This is a genomic window from Candidatus Pelagibacter sp. PS_28 (assembly GCF_059417885.1).
The window spans coordinates 297,097-319,009 of record NZ_CM182070.1 but is presented as its reverse complement, the minus strand read 5'-3'; the positions used below and the strand labels follow the sequence as shown (position 1 = coordinate 319,009).

General features: G+C 31.5%; 21 protein-coding genes. 8 read left to right on the top strand and 13 right to left on the bottom strand.

Annotated features, from left to right (window positions below; genetic code table 11):
- Window positions 1–65 precede the first annotated feature (65 nt).
- Genes AC5SMR_RS01645 through AC5SMR_RS01635 form a run of 3 tightly spaced genes read left to right on the top strand, consistent with a single transcriptional unit; the run spans window position 66 to window position 1,641 of the window.
- Window positions 66–413: a cupin domain-containing protein gene (locus AC5SMR_RS01645; RefSeq protein ID WP_494577123.1), complete on the top strand. Its 348-nt coding sequence runs from the start codon at window positions 66–68 to the stop codon at window positions 411–413.
- A gap of 37 nt (window positions 414–450) precedes the next feature.
- Window positions 451–1,197, top strand: a complete 747-nt coding sequence (locus AC5SMR_RS01640; RefSeq protein WP_494577122.1) for an aspartate/glutamate racemase family protein — start codon at window positions 451–453, stop codon at window positions 1,195–1,197.
- A 3-nt stretch (window positions 1,198–1,200) separates the two neighbouring features.
- Entirely contained in the window at window positions 1,201–1,641 is a 441-nt protein-coding gene (locus AC5SMR_RS01635) for a hypothetical protein (RefSeq protein ID WP_494577121.1), read from the top strand.
- Here the strand turns inward: AC5SMR_RS01635 and AC5SMR_RS01630 are convergent.
- Window positions 1,631–1,942: a hypothetical protein gene (locus tag AC5SMR_RS01630; protein WP_494577120.1), complete on the bottom strand. Its 312-nt coding sequence runs from the start codon at window positions 1,940–1,942 to the stop codon at window positions 1,631–1,633. The genes AC5SMR_RS01635 and AC5SMR_RS01630 overlap by 11 nt on opposite strands.
- 109 nt (window positions 1,943–2,051) lie before the next feature.
- Here AC5SMR_RS01630 and AC5SMR_RS01625 point away from each other — a divergent pair, with 109 nt between their 5' ends.
- Window positions 2,052–2,903, top strand: a complete 852-nt coding sequence (locus AC5SMR_RS01625; RefSeq protein ID WP_494577119.1) for a DMT family transporter — start codon at window positions 2,052–2,054, stop codon at window positions 2,901–2,903.
- Window positions 2,904–2,906: 3 nt separating this feature from the next.
- Here AC5SMR_RS01625 and AC5SMR_RS01620 read toward each other — a convergent pair whose 3' ends face one another.
- From AC5SMR_RS01620 to AC5SMR_RS01605, 4 genes are read right to left on the bottom strand one after another with little or no spacing between them, the layout of a single operon-like run.
- Window positions 2,907–3,494: a sarcosine oxidase gene (locus tag AC5SMR_RS01620; protein ID WP_494577118.1), complete on the bottom strand. Its 588-nt coding sequence runs from the start codon at window positions 3,492–3,494 to the stop codon at window positions 2,907–2,909.
- Window positions 3,491–6,487, bottom strand: a complete 2,997-nt coding sequence (locus tag AC5SMR_RS01615; RefSeq protein ID WP_494577117.1) for a sarcosine oxidase subunit alpha family protein — start codon at window positions 6,485–6,487, stop codon at window positions 3,491–3,493. Before AC5SMR_RS01615 ends, AC5SMR_RS01620 begins: the two co-directional genes overlap by 4 nt.
- Window positions 6,488–6,754, bottom strand: a complete 267-nt coding sequence (locus tag AC5SMR_RS01610; RefSeq protein ID WP_271499032.1) for a sarcosine oxidase subunit delta — start codon at window positions 6,752–6,754, stop codon at window positions 6,488–6,490. It lies immediately after the preceding gene.
- A complete protein-coding gene (locus tag AC5SMR_RS01605) occupies window positions 6,755–8,011 on the bottom strand; it encodes a sarcosine oxidase subunit beta family protein (RefSeq protein ID WP_011282278.1) in 1,257 nt (418 codons plus the stop codon). It lies immediately after the preceding gene.
- 126 nt (window positions 8,012–8,137) lie between these two features.
- Between AC5SMR_RS01605 and AC5SMR_RS01600 the strand changes: the two genes are divergently transcribed.
- The gene (locus AC5SMR_RS01600) at window positions 8,138–9,823 is read left to right on the top strand and encodes a formate--tetrahydrofolate ligase (RefSeq protein WP_494577116.1); all 1,686 of its coding nucleotides are present in this window, start codon (window positions 8,138–8,140) and stop codon (window positions 9,821–9,823) included.
- Window positions 9,824–9,826: 3 nt separating this feature from the next.
- Here the strand turns inward: AC5SMR_RS01600 and AC5SMR_RS01595 are convergent, their stop codons facing one another.
- Both AC5SMR_RS01595 and AC5SMR_RS01590 read right to left on the bottom strand, forming a co-directional pair.
- Window positions 9,827–10,618 (bottom strand): type 1 glutamine amidotransferase, encoded by a 792-nt coding sequence (locus tag AC5SMR_RS01595; RefSeq protein WP_494577115.1) that lies wholly within the window; start codon window positions 10,616–10,618, stop codon window positions 9,827–9,829.
- A complete protein-coding gene (locus AC5SMR_RS01590) occupies window positions 10,615–11,781 on the bottom strand; it encodes an iron-containing alcohol dehydrogenase (RefSeq protein WP_494577114.1) in 1,167 nt (388 codons plus the stop codon). The genes AC5SMR_RS01595 and AC5SMR_RS01590 overlap by 4 nt, the downstream gene beginning before the upstream one ends.
- 71 nt (window positions 11,782–11,852) lie before the next feature.
- Between AC5SMR_RS01590 and AC5SMR_RS01585 the strand changes: the two genes are divergently transcribed.
- Entirely contained in the window at window positions 11,853–13,229 is a 1,377-nt protein-coding gene (locus AC5SMR_RS01585) for an aldehyde dehydrogenase family protein (protein ID WP_027307076.1), read from the top strand.
- A gap of 1 nt (window position 13,230) precedes the next feature.
- A complete protein-coding gene (locus tag AC5SMR_RS01580) occupies window positions 13,231–13,986 on the top strand; it encodes an SDR family NAD(P)-dependent oxidoreductase (RefSeq protein WP_494577113.1) in 756 nt (251 codons plus the stop codon).
- Window positions 13,987–14,033: 47 nt separating this feature from the next.
- On the opposite strand, the gene AC5SMR_RS01575 is transcribed toward AC5SMR_RS01580, so the two are convergent.
- From AC5SMR_RS01575 to AC5SMR_RS01555, 5 genes are all read right to left on the bottom strand, one after another.
- Window positions 14,034–15,110, bottom strand: coding sequence for a type 2 periplasmic-binding domain-containing protein (locus tag AC5SMR_RS01575; RefSeq protein ID WP_011282284.1), 1,077 nt, complete (start codon window positions 15,108–15,110; stop codon window positions 14,034–14,036).
- Window positions 15,111–15,247: 137 nt separating this feature from the next.
- Window positions 15,248–16,579 (bottom strand): TRAP transporter large permease, encoded by a 1,332-nt coding sequence (locus tag AC5SMR_RS01570; RefSeq protein ID WP_011282285.1) that lies wholly within the window; start codon window positions 16,577–16,579, stop codon window positions 15,248–15,250.
- On the bottom strand, window positions 16,579–17,088 hold the full coding sequence (locus AC5SMR_RS01565) for a TRAP transporter small permease subunit (protein ID WP_011282286.1): 510 nt from the start codon (window positions 17,086–17,088) through the stop codon (window positions 16,579–16,581). The genes AC5SMR_RS01570 and AC5SMR_RS01565 overlap by 1 nt, the downstream gene beginning before the upstream one ends.
- Window positions 17,089–17,094: 6 nt before the next feature.
- The gene (locus AC5SMR_RS01560) at window positions 17,095–17,289 is read right to left on the bottom strand and encodes a hypothetical protein (protein WP_011282287.1); all 195 of its coding nucleotides are present in this window, start codon (window positions 17,287–17,289) and stop codon (window positions 17,095–17,097) included.
- On the bottom strand, window positions 17,283–18,311 hold the full coding sequence (locus AC5SMR_RS01555; protein ID WP_006997993.1) for a glycerol-3-phosphate dehydrogenase: 1,029 nt from the start codon (window positions 18,309–18,311) through the stop codon (window positions 17,283–17,285). The genes AC5SMR_RS01560 and AC5SMR_RS01555 overlap by 7 nt, the downstream gene beginning before the upstream one ends.
- A gap of 79 nt (window positions 18,312–18,390) precedes the next feature.
- Between AC5SMR_RS01555 and AC5SMR_RS01550 the strand changes: the two genes are divergently transcribed.
- The gene (locus AC5SMR_RS01550) at window positions 18,391–19,722 is read left to right on the top strand and encodes a trimethylamine monooxygenase (RefSeq protein WP_011282288.1); all 1,332 of its coding nucleotides are present in this window, start codon (window positions 18,391–18,393) and stop codon (window positions 19,720–19,722) included.
- A 32-nt stretch (window positions 19,723–19,754) separates the two neighbouring features.
- On the opposite strand, the gene tmoV is transcribed toward AC5SMR_RS01550, so the two are convergent.
- Window positions 19,755–21,908, bottom strand: coding sequence for a trimethylamine N-oxide ABC transporter permease protein TmoV (gene tmoV, locus AC5SMR_RS01545; protein WP_011282289.1), 2,154 nt, complete (start codon window positions 21,906–21,908; stop codon window positions 19,755–19,757).
- Between the last annotated feature and the right edge of the window lie 5 nt (window positions 21,909–21,913).

The window sequence follows — 21,913 nt, the reverse complement described above, 5'->3', positions numbered from 1 at the left end:
TTGCATATTTATATTTTATTAATAATCATCAAATATAACAATTTAATAATAAGTAGCTATCAAGTATGACAAATAGAAAAATAACTGACCTTTATGATGTTGAATTCACTCCATTTGATAATTATGGGGTTGTTGTGCCTGGAATGAGCTGGCATAAAATTAGTTATAATAAAGAAAATGGTGGTAATGGAACTTATCTTTTAAAAATGGAACCGAATGCAAAAAGTTTGCCACATATACATACAGGCTTTGAGGAATTTTTGATGTTAGAAGGTGAATTGACTGATCCAGATAATAAAATTTTTAAAAAAGGTGATTTTGTCACTTTTGAACCGGGCTCAACACACTCGTCTTTTACTAAAGATGGTTGCTTAATTTTAGTTTTTATGAGAGGTATCAACAAACCTCTTTAAGGAAATATTAAATAAATTTAATAGAAAATATATATTAATGATTGGAATTTTAGGTGGAATGGGAACTCAAGCTGGGCTTGATTTTTGCAATAAACTTGCAATGTTAAATAGAGGAAAAACTGATCAAGAATATCCTCTATTCATACTTTATAACAAATCAAATATTCCTGGAAGACCAGAGTCTATAGGTGTTCAAACTAAATCATTATCTACCATTCCAAGAAATTCTAAAAATACAAAAAAATACAATAGAGTTTTAAAAAGTTTACTAGAGGGCTGTAAATCATTAGAAAAAAGTGGGTGCAAATTTATTGTTATACCCTGTAATACGGCACACTATTGGTATGAAGATCTAAAGAAAAAAATTAAGATACCCATCATTAACATGCCTAAAGAAGTTTTTACACAAACAAAAAAAAATTGTAAGAAAAATTCTAAAATTGGACTTCTTGCAACAGAGGGAACTTTAAAAACAGAAATTTATGATAAAATTTTTAAAAAAGATTATACTTTAATTAAACCATCAAATAATTTACAAGTAAATTCAGTAAATAAAGCTATTAAATTTGTAAAAATGGGAAATATAAAATTAGCAGAAAAAACTATCAAGCCTGCAATTAAATATTTGATCAAGCAAAAATGTAAAAAAATAATACTTGGATGTACTGAAATACCTATTGCAATTTTTGCTTATAAATCTTTACAGAATGCTAAAGTTTCAAAATTGTACCTTGATCCTAATTTAATATTAGCCAACTCATGTATGGCAAGATATAAAAAATAAATAATGAACGCAAAAGTCAAAAAACCATATGTTATATATATGGCTGAAATTATTTACTCATACGTTTCTATTGAAAAAAACAAATATCCAGAGGTCGATGTAAAACAAGCTATTAATAAATTCATGGACACTAATGAATTTATAAAATTAAGTACTGGTGCATTACATGATGAATGGTTTGGTGAATTAAAAAAAAATGAATATCTAGATAAAGATACTGGAAATAAAATACCAGATGAAACTATTAAACTTCTAGAAATTCAAAGAGATATGACTGTTAAAAATTTAATTAAAATTCCTAAACTTTACGAAACTGAAAATAATACTCTCATCGAAGCTTCTGATAGAGCACACCAATTCTTATGGCGTATGTGTGAAAGCTATGAGCTGTGGTGTAAAGAAACTGGGCAATCAGAACAGCTTTTATTAAATATTACTGATTAGCTAATTGAATAATTTTACTTGTTTTTTCTATCCTACTTTTTACTAAAGCAAAAAACTCGTCCTGTTTTTCTTTTTCTTCAATTTTTATCTTTTTATTATCTACAAGACTTTGAATATTTTCAGTAGGAGACTTACCAGTGATTTTTTTGACTGCTTGGTTAGAACTATATGAAAGACCAGCCTGATAGATATTACCAGTACTAGCCAATGTATAAGCGGGTCCTAATAAAGCTGTACTTTGCACACAACCATTAAGAAAAAATAGTAAAACCGATCCAGCAATTATCTTTTTTAAAATCATTATACTCCTACTTAATCCTAAGTATTTAAAAGCACAACTCAAGAGAGAAAGTGTTCATTTTGGATATTAATCTCTAATATTGATATAAAATATGACCTATAACCTCGATATGGTTAAAATTTTTCCATTCATTTTTATTATTTTGTGGTCTTCAGCTTTTGTGACAACAAAGCCAATAATAGACAATAGTGATCCCTTTGCAGCATTAGCCTTTAGATTTTTTGTTGTAGCTTTTGGTTTTTTCATTTTTTCAATTTATACAAAACAAAAAATTTTAACTAATTCTAAAAACCTTCTGCAATCACTTTTTAGTGGTGTACTTTTTCATGGTGTTTATTTGGGTGGGGTTTTTTATTCAGTTTCAATCGGGATGCCAACAGGTATTGCTGCATTAATTGTAACCTTACAGCCAATTTTAACTAATGCTTTAGCAGGAAAATTTTTAGATGAAAAAGTTACATTCAAGCAATGGATTGGTGTGATCCTTGGATTTATTGGTGCTGCTTTAGTTTTAGGTTTTGATATTGGATCAAGCCTTCCTGTTATTGGAGTGATAGCTTCTTTTATAGCTCTACTAGCTATTACAACTTCTACTTTGTGGCAAAAAAAAATAAGTAATGATTTACCTTTGTCTGTCAGCAATATGTATCAAGCAATAGGTGGTTGTTTTTTTCACATAATAATTATCTTTATTTTTAGTGAACCTTATATTAATTTTACATCAACATTCTTGATAGCAATGAGTCACCAGATATTCCTTGTATCTTTTGGAGCATTTACAATCTTAATGTTTTTAATCAAAAATAACTCAGCAAGTAAAACTGTTTCTATATTTTTTTTAATACCACCGACTACAGCAATAATGGCTTGGTTATTTTTAAATGAAAAATTAAATAATCTAGATCTAATTGGTTTTGCTGTGGCAACTTTTGGTGTTTATATTGCAACTAGAAAACAATAAATTTTAAATCCCTTTATAGCCAAACTCTAAGCAAGCATCGGTAACAGAATGATAAAAAGATTCTCCAAAACTTCTTAGAGTGAATATTCTAACTTTGTCTGGATTGTCATCCACCATGTCAATTGTGACTGACATTCCGTTATAAGTTGAATTTAAACAAGTATCTTTTTTTAATTCATTAAAATTAAAAGGACATCCTTTTTTTAATATCTCTTTTGTGTTTTTTCCTTCTATTTGAATTATCGCTCTACTATGGGATACATTTGTTATAGCAAAATCTGTATCAACTAATTTTTCATTAATTTCCTTTAAAATTTCTTTTTTTGAAGAAACTAAAAGCCAGTTATTTGGGCCATTCCATAAAATTCTTGTATTAATGTTGCAGCTTATATTTAAAGTTTCATTATTTAAGTTCAGATTATCTATCTTGATATTTTCAATAGCCGTTAAGGAGCTCTTATATTTAACTATTTGAACGATTAAAAAGTCTTTTAATTCACTTACTTTTAGCAGCTCATCATCATTTTTTCCCTCATGGTCACCAAATAGTCCTTTGTTATGGGTGGCATTTAAAGCAGAAATTGAGCTCATGATCTTACCCTTTCACCCTTTGGATCTACGTAGTGTGATGAAACTATCTCAACAGGTATTGTTTTATTTTTTAAAGGTGACATTGCAAATAGTTTTTGGCCAATCATATTTTTTCCATCCTTAAGTATTGCTAATGAAAATGGATTATCATATTCAACACTCCAACAAGATGCAGAAATATATCCTAATTTAGGATTTGGTGTTGGAGCTAATGCATCTTTAACCAAATGAGACCCTTCAGGGATACTTGTTTTCTTATCAATTGGAACAACACCTACTACTTTTTGTCTATCTTCAGCTATAAATGCTTCTCTTTCTAATGAACGTTTTCCTATAAAGTCTTTCTTTTTACTAACAAGACCTTCTAAAGAGTTATCATAAGGAATGGTTCTACCATCAAGTTCTGATCCTGCAATATGACCCATTTCAATTCTTAGAGTTGATAATGCTTCAGTCCCATAAGGTTGAATTTTAAATTCTTGCCCTACTTCCATTATCTTCTCCCACATAAAGTTTCCATTGTCAGATTCGACATTAACTTCATAAGCAAGCTCTCCTGAAAATGAAATTCTAAAAATTCGTGCATGAATTCCAAATAAATCAGCTTCTTGATATCCCATAAAAGGCAGTCCATCATTAGAGGCATCAATATTTGGAAATAGTTTTTGTAATAAATCTCTAGATTTTGGTCCAGCAATTGCAGCTCCTGCCCATTGTTCTGTAGTTGAAACCACATTGACATTTAGTTCTGGCCATACAAGTTGTAAATAATATTCAAGATGAGACAAAACATTTGCTGCTTGTGCTGTGGTTGTTGTCATATGGTAATGATTTTCAGAAATTCTTGTTGTTGTTCCATCATCCATAACAATTCCATCTTCTCTTAACATTACACCATACCTTGCTTTACCAACTGGCAGTTTTAACCAAGCATTAGTATAAACTCGATTTAGTAACTCTGCAGCATCTGGTCCTTTAATATCAATTTTACCCAAAGTAGTTACATCGCAAACTCCTACATTTGTTCTAACATTTTTAGCTTCTCTTTTTGAACCTTCAAATAAAGTTTCTTCTCCAATTTTGTAATATCTTGGTCTCAACCAAACACCCGCATCTACAAACACTGCATTATTTTTTTCATGCCAAGTGTGCATCGGTGATTTTCTTGTTGGTTTAGAATGTTTGCCGATTTCTCTTCCAACAATTGCACCAATGGTAACTGGTGTGTATGGAGGTCTAAAAGTTGTATGACCTACTTCTGGTACTATTTTATTTTCTATGTTTGAAACCAGTTGCAAACCGTTGAGATTACTTGTTTTTCCTTGGTCAGTAGCCATTCCTAGTGTCGTGTATCTTTTTACATGTTCTATGGATCGATATCCTTCTTTTAGTGCAATTTCTACATCAGAAACAGCTACATCGTTTTGAAAATCTAAAAATCTTTTATATGTTTTGCCTTTAGGTAAAGGTACGCACCAAAATTTATCATGTGTAGTAGATTTTTTCTCCATAACTGTTGGAGATGATGTTTTATTATCATTATTAGTAATTTTTTTTGAAATTTGATATCCGCTTTCAAATGAATTTTTTAAAGTTTCTTCTAATGTAAAAGTACCATTTGCAGCACCCAAAGTTGTTTCATTTTGCTTTGATAGTCCGGGTACAAATGCATCTATATCTTTATTAAAAGTTGTTTTATTTCCTGATTGAGAAGCTAAATGTATTGTTGGCGTCCAAAATCCTGAAACACAAATACAATCACAATTAATATTTTCTAGAGTTCCTAATTTATTTTTATCATCTGAAATTTTAGCAACTTCAGCAGATTTAACTTTTTTATACCCTTTAGCAGCAACCACTACATAAGAAAATTTAATTTGGATATCTAATTTTTTTGCTTCATCTATTATTTCTGACTTAGGTTCTTTTCTTGTATCTAAAATAATTGGATCAACACCATTTTTTTTAAATTCTATAGCTGTTTCATATCCACTATCATTATTAGTAAATATTAATGGTTTTTTACCAACTAATACTCCATAAACTTTTAAATATTCTTTTGCTGCAGAAGACAACATCACACCTGGTGTATCATTATTTCCAAATACTAAAGGTCTCTCAATTGATCCTGATGAGATTAAAACTTCTTTAGCTCTAATGTACCAAAGTCTTTGTTTTGGATTGTATTTTTTAGTTTTAGGTAAGTGATCACTTAATTTTTCTGACATCACTAACATATTATGATCGTAGTAACCAAATACTTGAGATCTATTTTTAACAATAACATTAGGCATTTCTTTAAGTTCAGAAATAATATTATCTGCCCATTCTTTTCCTGTTTGATTTCCAATATTAACTTCGCTAGTTAACAAAGTTCCACCAAATCTAGGTTTATCTTCTGCTAAAATTACTCTTGCTCCATTTTTAGCAGCAGCATATGCGCTTGCTAAGCCAGACGGTCCTGAACCTGCAATTAGTAAATCACAATACTCATATTTATGTTCGTATCTTTCCTTGTCATGTTCAATTGATGCAACTCCAAGTCCTGCCGCTTTTCTTATAAAGGGTTCATAAACTTTGTACCAAAAACTTTTTGGCCACATAAAAGTTTTGTAATAAAATCCTGCTGGAAGAAATATTTTTAATAAATTATTGATAGCACCGATGTCAAAATTAACACTTGGCCAGCAATTAACACTGGTTGCTTCCAAGCCTTCAAATAATTCTTGCTCTGTAGCTTTTACATTTGGTTCAGTTTCATTATTTCTGTATAATTGAATAATCGCGTATGGTTCATCGACCCCTGCACCAAAAAAGCCTCTGGGTCTATGATATTTAAAGCTTCTGCCTATTAAATGAACTCCATTAGCAAGCAACGCTGAAGCTAAGGTATCTCCCTCATAACCAGAATAAGTTACACCATTAAATTTAAATGAGATTTTTTTATCTCTATTTATTAATCCAACATTATCTAGTCTATAATTTTGAGTCATTTAAATATCTTCGTTAGCTTTAACTGTTTTAAATATTTCGTGAGTTGCAGTGTCTCTTTCTACTTTAATCCACTGTCTGCATCCTGATATATGTTGCCATAGTTCTTTGTGTTTTCCTCTTAAACTTTTTCTATTGTAGACAAAGTTATCCCAATCTTGATCTGAAACTTCCTTATTAAGCTCTGGCCTTTTAACAGTTGCATCACCACCATATGAAAATTCATTTTGAGATCTCATCCCACAGTGAGGACATTTAATATGTAGCATTTATGAAATCCACGTTTTAGTTCCAAGTCCTTTTTCATCTAATAAGTGACCTGTGTGAAATCTATTTAAACTATATCCAGCATTTAATTTGTGAACTCTATCTTGTGCAATTGTATGCGCAAATGTCCATCCTGATGCTGGTGTTGCTTTAAATCCACCATAACACCATCCACAATTTAAATATAATCCTTCAATATGAGTTTTATCTATTATAGGCGAGCCGTCCATAGACATATCCATTATCCCACCCCAAGTTCTAAGCATTTTTAGTTTGCTAAGAAAAGGCATCATCGCAATTCCTTCAGTTAAAACATGTTGAAGGGTTGGAAGGTTTCCTCTTTGCGCATAGCTATTATAGCCATCCAAATCTCCTCCCATTACCATCTCACCTTTATCCGACTGACTAATATAAAAGTGTCCTGCACCAAAAGTTACAACTTTATCTAAAACAGGTTTAACTGGTTCTGAAACACAAGCTTGTAAAAGATGTGTTTCAATTGGTACTGTCATATTTAATTTCTCTGCTAAAATATTTGTACTACCTGCAACACACAGTCCAATTTTTTTAACTTTAATATCTCCTCGTGAAGTTCTAACCCCTTGAATTTTTCCACCTACAACATCAAAACCTGTTACTTCACAATTTTGAATAATATCTACACCCATTGAATCTGCTTGACGTGCATAACCCCATGCAACAGCATCATGCCTTGCCGTTCCAGCGCTTGGTTGCATCAGTCCACCAAATATAGGAAACCTTACATTGTCTGAAAAGTCAGCCATTGGAATAATTTCTTTTACCTCTTCTCTATTTAATAAAACTGCATCGATACCATTTAATCGCATTGAGTTTCCTCTCCTTGCGAAAACATTCATCTGGGCATCTGAGTGAGCAAGGTTAATAATTCCTCTTGGAGAAAACATTACATTGTAGTTTAAATCCTGGCTCATTTTTCTCCACAAATCCATTCCAAACTCACTGAACAATGCATTATCGTCATGCATGTAGTTTGATCTAATGATTGTGGTATTTCTTCCAACATTTCCACCCCCGATCCAACCTTTTTCAATGATAGCAACGTTTGTAATATTGTGCTCTTTAGCTAAATAATAAGCAGTTGCTAGGCCGTGACCACCTCCACCAATTATAACCACATCATATTCTTTTTTAGGAGTTGGATCTTTCCAGGCCAAATCCCAATTTTGATGACCAGAGAAGGCATTTTTGATCAGATTAAATATAGAATATTTTTGCATAAGATAATTTTATACAAAGGAATATAAATAGTTCTTATTTTTTTTATATATATTTTTTAGAAGTTTCCAAAAATTTAAAATAAGATATCAATTGGGCATTAAAAATTAATTTTATAGGAGTTTAAAATGAGCGAAGTTAAGTCAGACATTCAAATAGCTAGAGAAGCTAAAATGCAACCTATAAATGATATTTTAGCCAAGATAAATGTGCCTGATGAAAGCTCAGCTTTTAGTCCAATGGGAAGACACATTGCAAAGATTAATTTAGAATATTTAGATACTTTAAAAGATAAACCAAATGGAAAACTTGTATTAGTGACGGCAATCACTCCTACACCAGCTGGTGAAGGAAAAACCACGACTTCAGTTGGTTTAAATGATGGATTAAACAAAATTGGAAAAAAATCTATTGTTTGTTTAAGAGAACCAAGCCTTGGTCCCTCTTTTGGAATGAAAGGTGGAGCAGCAGGTGGTGGTTATGCTCAAGTAGTTCCAATGGAACAAATTAATTTACATTTTACTGGAGATTTTCATGCAATAACATCAGCTCATAATTTGTTGTCAGCCTTAATTGATAATCATGTCTATTGGGGAAATAAACTTGATATCGATGTTAGAAGAATTGTCTGGAAAAGAGTAATCGATATGAACGATCGTTCTTTAAGATCTATAAATATAAACTTAGGTGGAGTTGCAAATGGTTTTCCAAGAGAAGATGGTTTTGATATTACTGTTGCATCTGAAATCATGGCAATCTTTTGCTTATCAAATGATTTAGAAGATTTAGAAAAGAGAATAGGAAATATTACAATTGCTTATACTAGAGATAAAAAACCTGTTTATGCTAAAGATTTAAAAGCACAAGGTCCAATGACAGTATTATTAAAAGATGCAATTCGACCCAACGTTACTCAAACTTTAGAAAATAATCCTGCAATTATTCATGGTGGCCCTTTTGCTAACATTGCTCATGGCTGTAATTCTGTAATTGCAACAAAGACTGGACTAAAACTTGCTGACTATGTTGTGACAGAAGCAGGATTTGGTGCAGACCTTGGTGCAGAAAAATTCCTTGATATTAAATGTAGAAAATCAGATTTAAAACCTAGCTGTGTTGTAATTGTTGCAACTATTAGAGCATTAAAAATGCATGGTGGTGTAGCAAAAGATAATCTTAAAACAGAAAATGTAGAAGCCTTAAAAAAAGGTCTAGTTAACCTTCAAAGACATGTAGAAAATGTAAAAAAATTTGGTTTACCAGTTGCAGTAGCTGTTAATCATTTTATTAAAGATACAGAGAATGAAGTAAAAGCTTTGATAGAATTTTGTGATACTATTGGAGTTAAAGCAAGTCTTTGTACTCATTGGGCAAATGGTGGCGAAGGTACAAAAGAGCTTGCAAGTCATGTTGCTGAATTATGTGAGAAAAATGAGGATAAATTCAAATTCTTATATGAAAGTAAAACTCCTCTATTTAAAAAAATAGAAACAATTGCAAAAGAAATTTATAGAGCAGATGAGGTTATTGCAGATACTAAAATTAGAGATCAATTAAAAAGCTTTGAAGATTCTGGATATGGTGACTTTCCAATTTGTATTGCAAAAACTCAATACAGCTTTTCAACAGATCCAAGCTTAAAAGGTGCACCAACAGGACACTCTTTACCAATTAGGGAGATTAAACTTTCTTCTGGTGCAGAGTTTATTGTTGTTATATGTGGAGCCGTTATGACAATGCCTGGATTACCAAGAGTTCCAGCGGCAGATTCAATTAAGCTAAATAAAGATGGTGAAATTGAAGGTCTATTTTAGAAACTAGTTACGTAGATAGTTAAGCCAGTTTCTAACTTCACGTGTTCTATTATTAAAATCTAATAGTTCATTTTGAGATTTTATGTATGAGATATGATTTTCATACTCTTCTTCATTTAAAAAATTTTTATTTACAAATAGTCGTTCTTTACGACCTTCAATAAGTTTAAGCATCTGAAAGTACTCATAATCAGGATGATACTGTAAGCCAATAATTTCAGAGTTTCCTGCGTTAAAACTAACGCCCATTACATTGTTAACTTTATCACTTGATAGAAGAATAGCATTTTCTGGTAATTCACTTACTTCATCAAAATTAAATGCTGGTGATGTAAAAATCTTTTTCTTATCTTTGTAAATAAAATGCTTCTCACCTTCATTATTAATAATTACATCTGATGCAATTCCAATATGAGCACCATTTTTACCAGGGTTTACCTTACCTCCAGCTGCTGTAGAACAAACTTGTAATCCCCAACAAATAGCTAAAATTTTCTTTTTTTGAGTAAAACAATTTGATGCAAAATTAATATGTTTCTTAATCACATCTGTCATATCATTTATTCGCATTGCACCGCCCGTAAAGACAATACCATTATATTTACTCATGTCTTTTAGAACGTTCGTTGTCTCATCATCATGACCAGGATTTATAATTTCAGTAATTGCAGATGGTTCTATTTTTAAGATTAAATTTTTTAAATTATCTGCTGCAGAGGCGCCAGCTGCTTTAATAAAAAACTCACTATCTTCTCTAATATTTCCTTCAACAATTAAAATATTTAAATCACTCATTTAAATAATTCACCAGTCATACTGTGTTGATACATGTTCCTCATATCATCCTCGATTAATTTTTTTGGGTTTCCTCCAGTAGATGGGTCTGCTAAAGCCATTTTTGATAATCTATCAATATCAAAATCTTTTTCATCAATCACTTCTGATAATTTATGAGGCATATCAAGTTTTTTTCTTAAATCTAAAACCCAGTTAACAAAACCATCAAAAGATCTGTCTTTAAGTTCTAAATAGTCACAAATTTTAATTATCTTATTTTCAATTACATCTTTGTTAAAAGTTAATACGTAAGGCATAAATATTGCATTAGATAAACCGTGATGAATATTGTTTAATGCATTGACAGGGTGACTTAGAGAATGAATTGCTCCTAGTCCTTTTTGAAATGCAGTTGAACCCATACTAGCTGCTGTTAACATATTCATTCTTGCTTCAATATTAGATCCATTGCTAACAGCTTCTAATAGCCACTTATTAATTAGTCTCATTCCTTCTAAAGCAATTCCATCTGCCATCGGATGATATCCAGGAGCACAATAAGCTTCTAAATTATGTGCTAGCGCATCCATACCAGTTGCTGCAGTCATTTTTGCTGGTAATCCAACTGTTAAAACTGGATCTAAAATAACTATTGATGGTAAAAATTTTGGATGAAAAATAATATTTTTTACACCAGTTTCTTCATTTAATATTACTGACGCTCGTCCTGTTTCAGAACCAGTGCCCGCAGTAGTAGGTACTGCAATAATGGGAGCAATCTTATCAGAGTTTGCTTTAGTCCAATTATCTCCAACATCTTCGAAATCCCAAATAGGTAGATTTTGACCTGACATAAAAGCAACTGCTTTACCAACATCTAAACCACTACCGCCTCCAAACGCAATAACGCCATCACAATTGTTTTTTTTATAACTATCAACACCTTCATTAACATTCATGCCAGTTGGGTTACCAACAACATTTGAATATAATGCAGCAATAATTCCACCCTCTTTTAAAATCGATAAAGTGTTTTTAACAATAACTGATTGAGCTAATCCATTATCAGTAACAAGCAGTGGCTTTTTAATGTTTAAATTTTTACATGCTGAAGCAACATCATTAATTCTATTTTCACCTACCCACATTGTAGTAGGATAATTCCAGTTGTATTTTTGCATATTATGTTTTAGTGTTTTATAAAGTTGGTTGATGTATATCACTTTCTAAAATAATTTTAACCGAAATATTTATGCAAAAAACTATTACACCTATTGATAATACCCTTTATATCGAAAGAAATTATGATGGAGCTAAAATAGAAGAAACTATTAATGGCTCAATGAAAGCTCAAAAAATGTGGGCCGATCTAGATATTAAAGAAAGAGTAAAACTATTAACAAGTTTTGTTGAAGATTTTTTATCAAGAAGCGATCTGATTTGTGAAGAACTAAGTAGACAAATTGGTAGACCTATTTCTCAAGCGGCTGGTGAATTAAAGGGCTTTAAAGAAAGAGCCGATTACATGCTATCTATTGCAGAAAAGAAATTATCAAATATTGATGTAGCAAAAGATGATAATTTTAAAAGTTATATAAAAAGAAAAGCTCTTGGTGTAGTTTTTGTAATAGCGCCATGGAACTATCCATACCTCGTTGCAGTAAACTCTATAATACCAGCTATGGCAGCAGGTAATTCTGTTATATTAAAACATTCTGCTCAAACCCCTTTATGTTCTGAGCAACTTTACCAATCAGCTAAAAAAATTCTGCCTAAGGATATTTTTAATTATTTACATTTAAACCATGAAGATAGTTTAAAAATTGTTTCTGATAAGCGAATTAATTTTGTCTCATTCACTGGATCAGTAAAAGCAGGTTACGATGTTCAAAGAGCAACTCAGAATAAATTTATTGATATGACTTTAGAATTGGGTGGTAAAGATCCAGCTTATGCCAGATATGATTGTGACTTAGAAAAAACAGTTGAAAATTTGGTTGATGGATCTTTTTTTAACTCAGGTCAATCATGTTGTGGAATAGAAAGAATTTATGTTGATGAAAAAATTTATAATAATTTTTTAGAATTGTTTGTTTCAAAAACTTATAATTACAAACTTGGAAATCCATTAGAAAAAGAAACCAACTTAGGTCCTGTGGTTAAACTATCAGCTGCTGATTTTATTTTACAACAAATAAACTCTGCAATTGATAAAGGTGCAAAAAAAATGATTGATGAAAGTAAATTTAACTTTTCAAAAGAACATAAAAATTATTTAATTCCTCAGGTTTTAACAAACGTGAACCATGATATGGCTTTTATGACTGAAGAAACTTTTGGACCCTGTGTTGGGATTATGAAGGTTAAAGATGATAATGAAGCAATTAAATTAATGAATGATAGTCCTTATGGATTAACAGCTTCAGTTTGGACAAAAGATCTTGATGTTGCTCAAAAAATTGGCAATCAAATTAATACAGGCACGTTTTATATGAATAGATGTGATTATCTAGATCCTGCATTATCATGGACTGGTGTTAATGAAACCGGAAAAGGTTGTTCGCTATCTGAGGTAGCTTATGAAAAATTAACTTCACCAAAAAGCTTTCACTTAAGAAAAGAACAATAAAATGAAATTAAATTTTAAAGGCAAGACTGCTGTAATCACTGGTGCAAGTGGTGGTATGGGTTTAGAGATGTCAAAAAAACTATCTCAAAACAATATTTCAGTTTTAATGTTAGATTTAAAAAGTCCTAGTAAAGAATTTTTAGATAATAATAAAAAATGTGAATTTAAAAAAGTTGATGTAACTAATTTTAAAAAACTAAAAATATATATCGATAATTTTTATAAAAAACACAAAAGATTGGACTACCTAGTTAATACAACTGGTGTTCTTTGGTTTGATAAAGATGTATCAGCGGTAAATATAGATTTTAATGTATGGGATAAAGTTTTTGAAATAAATTTAAAATCTATGATGTATCTTTCAAAAATTATTGTACCTAAAATGATTAAAAATAAATTTGGTTCAATGGTGCATATATCTTCCATTGATGCATTATCTGGTGATGACAAACCTCAAGACGCTTATGGTGCTTCAAAAGCAGCAATGATTAGACTTTCAAAGTCCTTTGCCATTCAATTTGCATCTAACAAAATTAGATCAAATATAATCTTACCTGGGCCAATAGATACGGGTATGCAGATTAGATGGAAAAAAAATCCTAATACAAAGAAAAATTTAGAAAAATTTATTCCTTTAAATAAAGTAGGTAAACCCGAAGATATTTCAAATGCTTCTTTATTCTTATTAAGTGATCAAGCAGATTATATTACTGGAACTGAATTGATTGTTGATGGGGGTCTTACGGCTAATCCGTAGTTATTAACTTTAGGCGCCTCTTTCTTGAGGCGCCTAAAAAATATTTATTATCTATAAGGGTATCCAGCTTTTTCCATTGTGTTTGCATATAACTTAAATGCATCCACAACTTTTTTAGCTCTTGGACTAATACTTGAAGTCTCATCCCAGAATGCTTTAGAGTCGTTTACGACTTTAGCCCATTCATTATCAGGAAGACTTGTTAGTTCCATTTTTTTCCCATTAACACGAAGATCAGCTTCTCCACCCCAATACCAAACTTGTCTATAATAATGAGAGTCATTAATAGACATTCTGTAAAGTGCTTGAAGTTTTGGACTTAATTTGTCCCAAGCTTTTTGATTAGCAAAGTAAGATCCAAACCATGCTCCTGTAACGGAGTTAGTTAGGGCATATTTACAGATATCAGCCCAACCCACTTCATATGCCTCAGTAAACCCGCACCAAGCAACACCATCTAGTTCTCCGGTTTGCATAGCAACTTCCACATCATCCCAAGGAACCGTAACTGGTATTAGACCGTATTGCGCCAAGAATTTTCCAGCAGTAGGAACACCAAAAACTCTTAGGCCCTTCATATCTGCTAAAGAAGTAACTTTTTTGTTTACAGTGAAAAGATGACATGGATCCCAAGCACTTGTGCTCAACCATTTAACACCTTCAACCTCACTATAAGCTTCATCCCAAATTTCATTTAAACCATAATATTTAAATAAAGCTGGAACGTCTAAGCTGTATCTAGTTGCAAATGGAAAGTATCCACCAAACACTGAGATATCAACTGGTGATCCCATTGTAGCATCATCACTTTGTACGGCATCTAGAGTTCCTGCTTGCATGGCTCTGAATAGTTCATCGGTAGGAACTAATTGATCCGCATAATACAGTTCAATTTCCATTTCACCATAAGCAGCTTTATTAAATGCTTCAATTTGTGGTTTGATAACATGTGCACCAAGCGGAGCCCCTGAATATGTTTGAAGCCTCCATTTAATTGGGTTTGATGCAGAATAAGCGTAAGGTGCTTTAACAACACTTGCTCCTGCTACACCAAAAGTTAACAAGCCAGCTTTCTTAATAAACGATCGCCTCTTACTTGTTATTATTTTTTTTTCTTTTTTCATTAACTCTCCCTATTAGTTAAAAAGTATTCTTAAACCCTATTATAAAAAAAATTATGATTAAACCAAAAAATGAAATATTTTATTCAACTAAATGATAATTTTTTCAACTTTAAAACCTAAAGTTGTATTATTATTTTTTATAAGTACTTATTTGGAAGATAAGTTGCAATTTGAGGAAAAACCATAACCAAAATCAATGCTAAGAGCATCACTAAGAGAAACGGTGTAATAGATTTATAAATATCAGATAAAGTTATTTCTTTTGGTGCCATTGCTCTCATAAGAAATAAATTATAACCAAACGGAGGGGTCATATATGCAATCTGACATGTAATTGTGTAAAGAACGCCGTACCAGATTGGATCGAATCCCAATGAGATAATTAGAGGTACATAAAGTGGCGCCACTATAACTAACATCGCCGTATCATCTAAAAACATTCCCATAAATATATAGGAAAGTTGCATCATAATTAAAACTCCCCAAGGAGTTAAGTGCCATCTTTCTATAAATAAAGTTTCAATTGCACGCGCAGCACCAAGTCCATCAAATACCGCTCCAAAACATAGTGCAGCTAATATTATCCACATAAACATGCAAGAAACACCAAGAGTTTTTCTAAGTGTTGTATCAAGAACTTTTCGAGTAAATCTTTTTTTGTAAATGGATGCTAAAGTTGCAAGTAAAGCACCTACAGCAGAACACTCAACTAAACTTGCTATACCCATTAAGAATAATCCAGTCATGGACATAAATATTACAAATGGAATTATTCCAGCTGTTAAAAGTTTTAGTTTTTCTTTAAGTGGAATATTTCTTTCTTTTTCACTTAATACAGGACCTAATTCAGGTTGAAGACGACATCTTACATAAATATAAATTATAAATAAGGTAGCCATTAAAAGACCTGGTAAAAGTCCTGCAAGCCAAAGTTTACTTACTGGTTGACGTGCGATCATACCATAAAGAACCATCACAACACTTGGAGGTATTAAAATTCCTAACGAACTTCCTGCTTGAACGACACCAGTAATCATTCTTTTATCATAATTACGTTTTAACATTTCAGGGAGAGCAATGGTTGCTCCAATCGCCATACCAGCAACACTTAATCCATTCATAGCTGAAATTCCAACCATCATGAACATTGTACCAATTGCTAAGCCTCCTTTTATTCCACCAAAAAATACATGGAACATTTTATATAAATCGCTAGCAATACCTGACTCTGAAATCATAAAACCCATGTAAATAAAAAGTGGAAGCGTAAGCATTGGATACCACTTAAAAAGTTTCCATGTAGCCGTATATGGCATTTCAATAGCTCCATTTCCCCAAACTAATAATGCTGAAATAACAGCCACAAATCCAATTGCACCAAACACTCTTTGACCAGTAAACATCATTGCCAACATCGTTATGAACATGAACAATGCAATAAATTCATAACTTAGATATTGAGCGAGCATTATATTTTAATACCTTTAATTTTTGCGATATCTTTAATTAACATTGAAAAAGCTTGTAATAACATCAAGAGTATACCCAGTAACATCAAAGATTTTATGGGCCAAAGATAAGGCGCCCAAGCAGTAAAAAGTTTTTGTTTGTATTCCAATGTATATTGTAAACTTGAAATAGAGCCATAAAGAAGAACTACCAAGAAAAAAATCAAGAAAATACTTGTAAAAACATCCATTTTAGCTTTACCTTTTGCAGATAGTTTCCCATAGAATAAATCCATTCTAACATGATCATCAGTAATCATCGAGTAGCCACCCCCAAGTAAATAATACGCTGTAAGAGTAAATTGAGCCATCTCTATAATCCACATTAAAGGATAGTTAATAATGTTTCTCGTAACGAAAGATAATATTAAAAGAAACATCATAAAAAAAACACCGTACATTACAAATCTGCCAACTTTGACACAAATGTTGTCTATTATATTTACATAAATTGAAAATATTTTTGGCATAAATTTCTAATTTTTATTTTTTTTAATTTCTTCTTCACAAAATTTTTTAGCTTCCGCAAGATCAGTAATTTTAGATTTAGATAGTTTTTGGCTTCCAGCTAAACAGGCATCTACTGCTCTTTTAAGATTATGGTCGCTAAAATTTAAAATAACCACCATTCCAAGTATTATAAAAACAAATATTAATATATTTTTTACCATTGAATTTCTAATTTCTTATTATCGCATATAGTATTTAACATACTAAACATTAATGGAAAATGTTTAGAATTAAGATCTTGTAAAATTTTAGGACCAATTTCCAATGCAAGTTGTGCACCTTCAACTGTAATATTTTTCATAAATTTTTCTTTAGCTTCTTTATAAAGGTATCCTTCACCTAAATATTTTCCCATCAAGCTATTTCTTCCTCCTATTGCACTAACATACAAATCACCTAAACCAGCTAGGCCATAAACAGTTTCAGGTCTTCCTCCATAGAAAGAAACAAACTCAACCATTTCAGATATTGATCTATGAATTAATGAGGCTGATGTATTTAAATAATATTTAGATTGAATTTCTTTAGGTGCTTTTGAATTACTTAACCCTTCTGAGGCTCCAATTAACATAGAATAAATATTTTTAATTGCACCTGATAATTCAATGCCAGTTAAGTCATCTGATACTTCTGTTGAATAGTAATCTGTTGATATAATTTTTTTTAATTTTTCAGTTTCTTTGATATCTGGGTTTGCAATAACTGTGCCTGTCCTCATTTTATATGCAAGACCTGCTGCCAAACAGGGTCCTTTAATCGCTGAAATATTTACTTGTGTATGACCTTCATCTTTGAGAAGTTTTTTAATTTTATCTGAAAGTGTTATTAATTCATTACCCTCAATAGCCAGGCCTTTGGTTAATAAAATAATGGGAAGATTTTTTTTGTAGCTCTTTGTAATTTGCTTAACAAACCATTCAATTCCTACCGAGCTAACTCCAGCAACCATGATGTCTACTCCCTCTTCAAGTATTGATTGTAATTTTTCAAATTTTTCTACCTTCAATTTTGATGGTAATTCAATATTTAAAGCTGGATGAAGATTGTTATTAGATTTAATATTATTTATTAAATCATCTTCTAAATGCGTACCAACGAGTGTTACCTCATTTTGGTTTTCAAGACATGGTACAGCAAAAGCTGATCCCATTGCTCCAGCACCAATAATAATAATTTTTTTCATAATTTAGTATTTTTTTATATTAATTTTTAGCATTTTGTTGGTAAAGTACAGTTATAAATTTATAGAGAGAGATGATATTATGACAAAAGTAGCTATTATTGGTGCTGGCCCTTGTGGTTTGTCCGCTTTAAGATCCTTTGAACAAGCAGAAAAAAATGGTGAAAAAATACCTGAAATAGTTTGTTTTGATAAGCAAGAAGATTGGGGAGGATTATGGAATTACAGTTGGAGAACTGGATCTGATCAATACGGTGACCCTGTACCTAATAGTATGTATCGATATCTTTGGTCAAACGGCCCTAAAGAATGTTTAGAATTTGCTGACTACTCATTTGATGAACACTTTGGAAAACCAATTCCTTCTTTTCCACCTAGAGCAGTTTTATATGATTATATTTTAGGTAGAGTTAAAAAGGGAAATATAAAATCTAAAATAAAATTTAACACCTCTGTTACTAATGTTTCTTATGTAAACAGTAACTTTGAGGTTACTTATCGAGATAAAAAAAATGACAAAATTTCGAAAGATATTTTTGATTACGTAATTGTATCTACTGGTCATTTTTCGGTTCCATTCATCCCAGAATATCCTGGAATGAAATCATTTCCTGGAAGAATAATGCATTCTCATGATTTTAGAGATGCAGAAGAATTTCGAGGCAAGAATGTTGTTGTTTTAGGAAGTAGTTATTCTGCTGAAGATGTTGCTCTTCAGTGTCATAAGTATGGGGCAAAAAGTGTTACTATTGGTTATAGACACAATCCAATGGGATTTAAATGGCCCAAAGGTATGAAAGAAGTTTTTCATCTAGATAGACTTGAGGGGAATAAGGCAATATTTAAAGATGGCCACGTGCAAGAAGCAGATGCTGTAATTTTATGTACTGGATATCTTCATCATTTCCCTTTTATATCTGAAGATCTTAAATTAAAAACTGGCAATAGATTGTATCCTCCGATGCTATACAAAGGTGTAGTTTGGCAAAATAATCACAAATTAATGTATTTAGGTATGCAAGATCAATTTCATACTTTTAATATGTTTGATTGTCAGGCTTGGTTTGCAAGGGATGTTATAATGGGAAAAATTAAAGTTCCAAATGACTCTGAAATTGAAAAAGATATTAATAAATGGGTATCAATGGAAGAAAAATTGGAAAATCCTGAACAAATGATAGATTTTCAAACTGAGTACACCAAAGAACTTCATGATTTATCTGATTATCCTAAAATTAATTTTGAATTAATTAGAAAAACTTTTAAAGAATGGGAACATCATAAAGTGGAAAATATAATGACTTATAGAAATAAATCATTTGCTTCACCAGTGACAGGCTCTGTTGGACCAATTCACCATACACCATGGGAAGAAGCTATGGACGACTCTTTAAAAACATTTTTAAATAAATAAAAGATTTATTATCTAGTTTAAGAGAATATTAGCTATCCTATACCAAGGTGTTTTTTTCTTTTCCCAACCCACGTTCTGATTAAATGGTCAAATATTAGGCCAATAAAAGCAACACAAAGTCCCAATGTCAATCCTATACCTGCACCCTTTTTATCAGATAGAGCTTTTAGAATGTACTGTCCTAAATCTTCTGTTCCAATAAAAGCCCCAATAATTACCATGAACAAAGCAAATACAATTGTTTGATTTAAACCAAGCATCATGTGAGGAAAAGCTAAAGGGAATTCAATTTTTAATAACCTTTGTACTTTATTTACACCTGACATTGTGGCAGCGTCATGTAAAGCTTCTGGAACACTTCTTAAACCTTCAATAGTATACCTTGTTGCAGGTATAGTTGCATAAACTATTACAGCAATTAATACTGAAGTATCTGTAACTCCAAAAAGCATCATCACAGGAATCAAGTATACAAACGAAGGGAAGGTTTGAAAGATATCACAAACGCCCAGCATAAAATTTGCAGTATGCTTGTTTTGAAATGATATAATTCCAACTGTAAATCCAATTATAGTGGATATAAAAACTCCAAAAGTTGCCATGTACAATGTAACTAAAGCTCTATCCCACCAAGGACTCAATGCAATAAATAAAGTTAATCCGCCCACTACAAGAGCTGAACGAATTCCTCCAATTATATAACCCGCTCCAATGACTAAAACTAAAGTAGCAACTGCTGGCATTCTTAAATATAAAGCTCTCATGGGTTGCAACACATCTACTATCAACCAAGTATTAAAAATCTTTAAAGTATGAAAGAAAGTATCCCAAATCCAATCCACACCTTTATTCCAAAAATCTGCTGTTGATATTCCTTTATTGTGAGGAACTTCAAATAAATAATTAGACCCATCTTTAAAATAAAATGACCCCAGATATGAAAAAATAATTCCTAGAATTACAGCAGCTGCAAAAAATAATATATTTTTATTACGCTGAAAATAAGTCAAGTTACCAAAATAATCTATTTGCTTATTTGCCCAAGCTAAGGACATCTTATCCAAAAGTATTGCAATCAAACTAATACATAAACCAGCCTCTAATGCTAATCCAATATTTAGCTGGTTTAATGCTAATAATAAATTAAACCCTAAACCTTTTGCTCCTATAAAAGCTGAAATAACTGCCATAGAAAAACACACCATTATGACCTGGTTAACTCCAATTAAAATATCTCTTCTAGCAGTAGGAATTAATACTTTAGTCATCAGTTGCCAATTATTACACCCACTCATTCTACCAGCCTCAATAACCTCAGAGGGTATTCCTCTTAGACCTAACAAGGTTAATAATATCATTGGTGGAACCGCTACAACCATAGTTATAATAACTGCAGCATGATCACCAATGCCAAAAAGAACAATTGCAGGAACTAATACTGCGTATTGAGGCATAGTTTGCATAACCAAAAGTATTGGATATAAGAATTTTTCTACACGTTTGCTTTTAAATGCCATAACTCCAAAAGTTAAACCAAAAAGAAAAGAAAGTGGTGCTGCTACTAATATAAAAGAAAGAGTTTGCATCGAAGGTTTCCATTGACCAAAAACAGAAATATAAATCATGACTAAACCTGCAAATAAAGCTAAGCCTTTACCGCTTAATTTATATCCAAGTATTACCGCACCTGCTGTAACGATTGTCCAAGGTAATCCTGGCAGTTCTGCCCATGGATTTGCATCTATCCAATCCCAACTACTAAATGAAACAATTGTTTCAACACCTCCTAATAAAATTTCTCTTATTAACTCTATAAGAAACGTCATAAATGAAGTTAAATTTCTTGTAATTTGTAAAAGTAGAGGTTGAGTTCTGAACTCTTGAATGTCTTCATTCCAAAACTCCATTGGCATCCATTCATTCATTAAAAAAAATAAAGAATCGTTTATCCAAATAGGCAACCATCCAAGTAAAGGTGGTAGTCTCCAAAAAACATCAAACGCATAATATCTCACCTCAGCACCAAATAATGTGTAAGTACTTTGATTAGGGTCTTTAATGAATTCGGCTTGGCCTCTTATAAAATTATAAGTTTCAGGAACTTCTATTGCAAAACATAAGCTAAAAAATACAATTAACAAAAATAACCATTGAAAAAATTTTGGATATTTTTTTAATAATTCCATATTTT

Bases quoted from the DNA above. Each gene is read 5' to 3' on its own strand.
- AC5SMR_RS01645 (WP_494577123.1), top strand. From the start codon at position 66: ATGACAAATAGAAAAATAACTGACCTTTATGATGTTGAATTCACTCCA.
- AC5SMR_RS01640 (WP_494577122.1), top strand. From the start codon at position 451: ATGATTGGAATTTTAGGTGGAATGGGAACTCAAGCTGGGCTTGATTTT.
- AC5SMR_RS01635 (WP_494577121.1), top strand. From the start codon at position 1,201: ATGAACGCAAAAGTCAAAAAACCATATGTTATATATATGGCTGAAATT.
- AC5SMR_RS01630 (WP_494577120.1), bottom strand. From the start codon at position 1,942: ATGATTTTAAAAAAGATAATTGCTGGATCGGTTTTACTATTTTTTCTT.
- AC5SMR_RS01625 (WP_494577119.1), top strand. From the start codon at position 2,052: ATGGTTAAAATTTTTCCATTCATTTTTATTATTTTGTGGTCTTCAGCT.
- AC5SMR_RS01620 (WP_494577118.1), bottom strand. From the start codon at position 3,494: ATGAGCTCAATTTCTGCTTTAAATGCCACCCATAACAAAGGACTATTT.
- AC5SMR_RS01615 (WP_494577117.1), bottom strand. From the start codon at position 6,487: ATGACTCAAAATTATAGACTAGATAATGTTGGATTAATAAATAGAGAT.
- AC5SMR_RS01610 (WP_271499032.1), bottom strand. From the start codon at position 6,754: ATGCTACATATTAAATGTCCTCACTGTGGGATGAGATCTCAAAATGAA.
- AC5SMR_RS01605 (WP_011282278.1), bottom strand. From the start codon at position 8,011: ATGCAAAAATATTCTATATTTAATCTGATCAAAAATGCCTTCTCTGGT.
- AC5SMR_RS01600 (WP_494577116.1), top strand. From the start codon at position 8,138: ATGAGCGAAGTTAAGTCAGACATTCAAATAGCTAGAGAAGCTAAAATG.
- AC5SMR_RS01595 (WP_494577115.1), bottom strand. From the start codon at position 10,618: ATGAGTGATTTAAATATTTTAATTGTTGAAGGAAATATTAGAGAAGAT.
- AC5SMR_RS01590 (WP_494577114.1), bottom strand. From the start codon at position 11,781: ATGCAAAAATACAACTGGAATTATCCTACTACAATGTGGGTAGGTGAA.
- AC5SMR_RS01585 (WP_027307076.1), top strand. From the start codon at position 11,853: ATGCAAAAAACTATTACACCTATTGATAATACCCTTTATATCGAAAGA.
- AC5SMR_RS01580 (WP_494577113.1), top strand. From the start codon at position 13,231: ATGAAATTAAATTTTAAAGGCAAGACTGCTGTAATCACTGGTGCAAGT.
- AC5SMR_RS01575 (WP_011282284.1), bottom strand. From the start codon at position 15,110: ATGAAAAAAGAAAAAAAAATAATAACAAGTAAGAGGCGATCGTTTATT.
- AC5SMR_RS01570 (WP_011282285.1), bottom strand. From the start codon at position 16,579: ATGCTCGCTCAATATCTAAGTTATGAATTTATTGCATTGTTCATGTTC.
- AC5SMR_RS01565 (WP_011282286.1), bottom strand. From the start codon at position 17,088: ATGCCAAAAATATTTTCAATTTATGTAAATATAATAGACAACATTTGT.
- AC5SMR_RS01560 (WP_011282287.1), bottom strand. From the start codon at position 17,289: ATGGTAAAAAATATATTAATATTTGTTTTTATAATACTTGGAATGGTG.
- AC5SMR_RS01555 (WP_006997993.1), bottom strand. From the start codon at position 18,311: ATGAAAAAAATTATTATTATTGGTGCTGGAGCAATGGGATCAGCTTTT.
- AC5SMR_RS01550 (WP_011282288.1), top strand. From the start codon at position 18,391: ATGACAAAAGTAGCTATTATTGGTGCTGGCCCTTGTGGTTTGTCCGCT.
- tmoV (WP_011282289.1), bottom strand. From the start codon at position 21,908: ATGGAATTATTAAAAAAATATCCAAAATTTTTTCAATGGTTATTTTTG.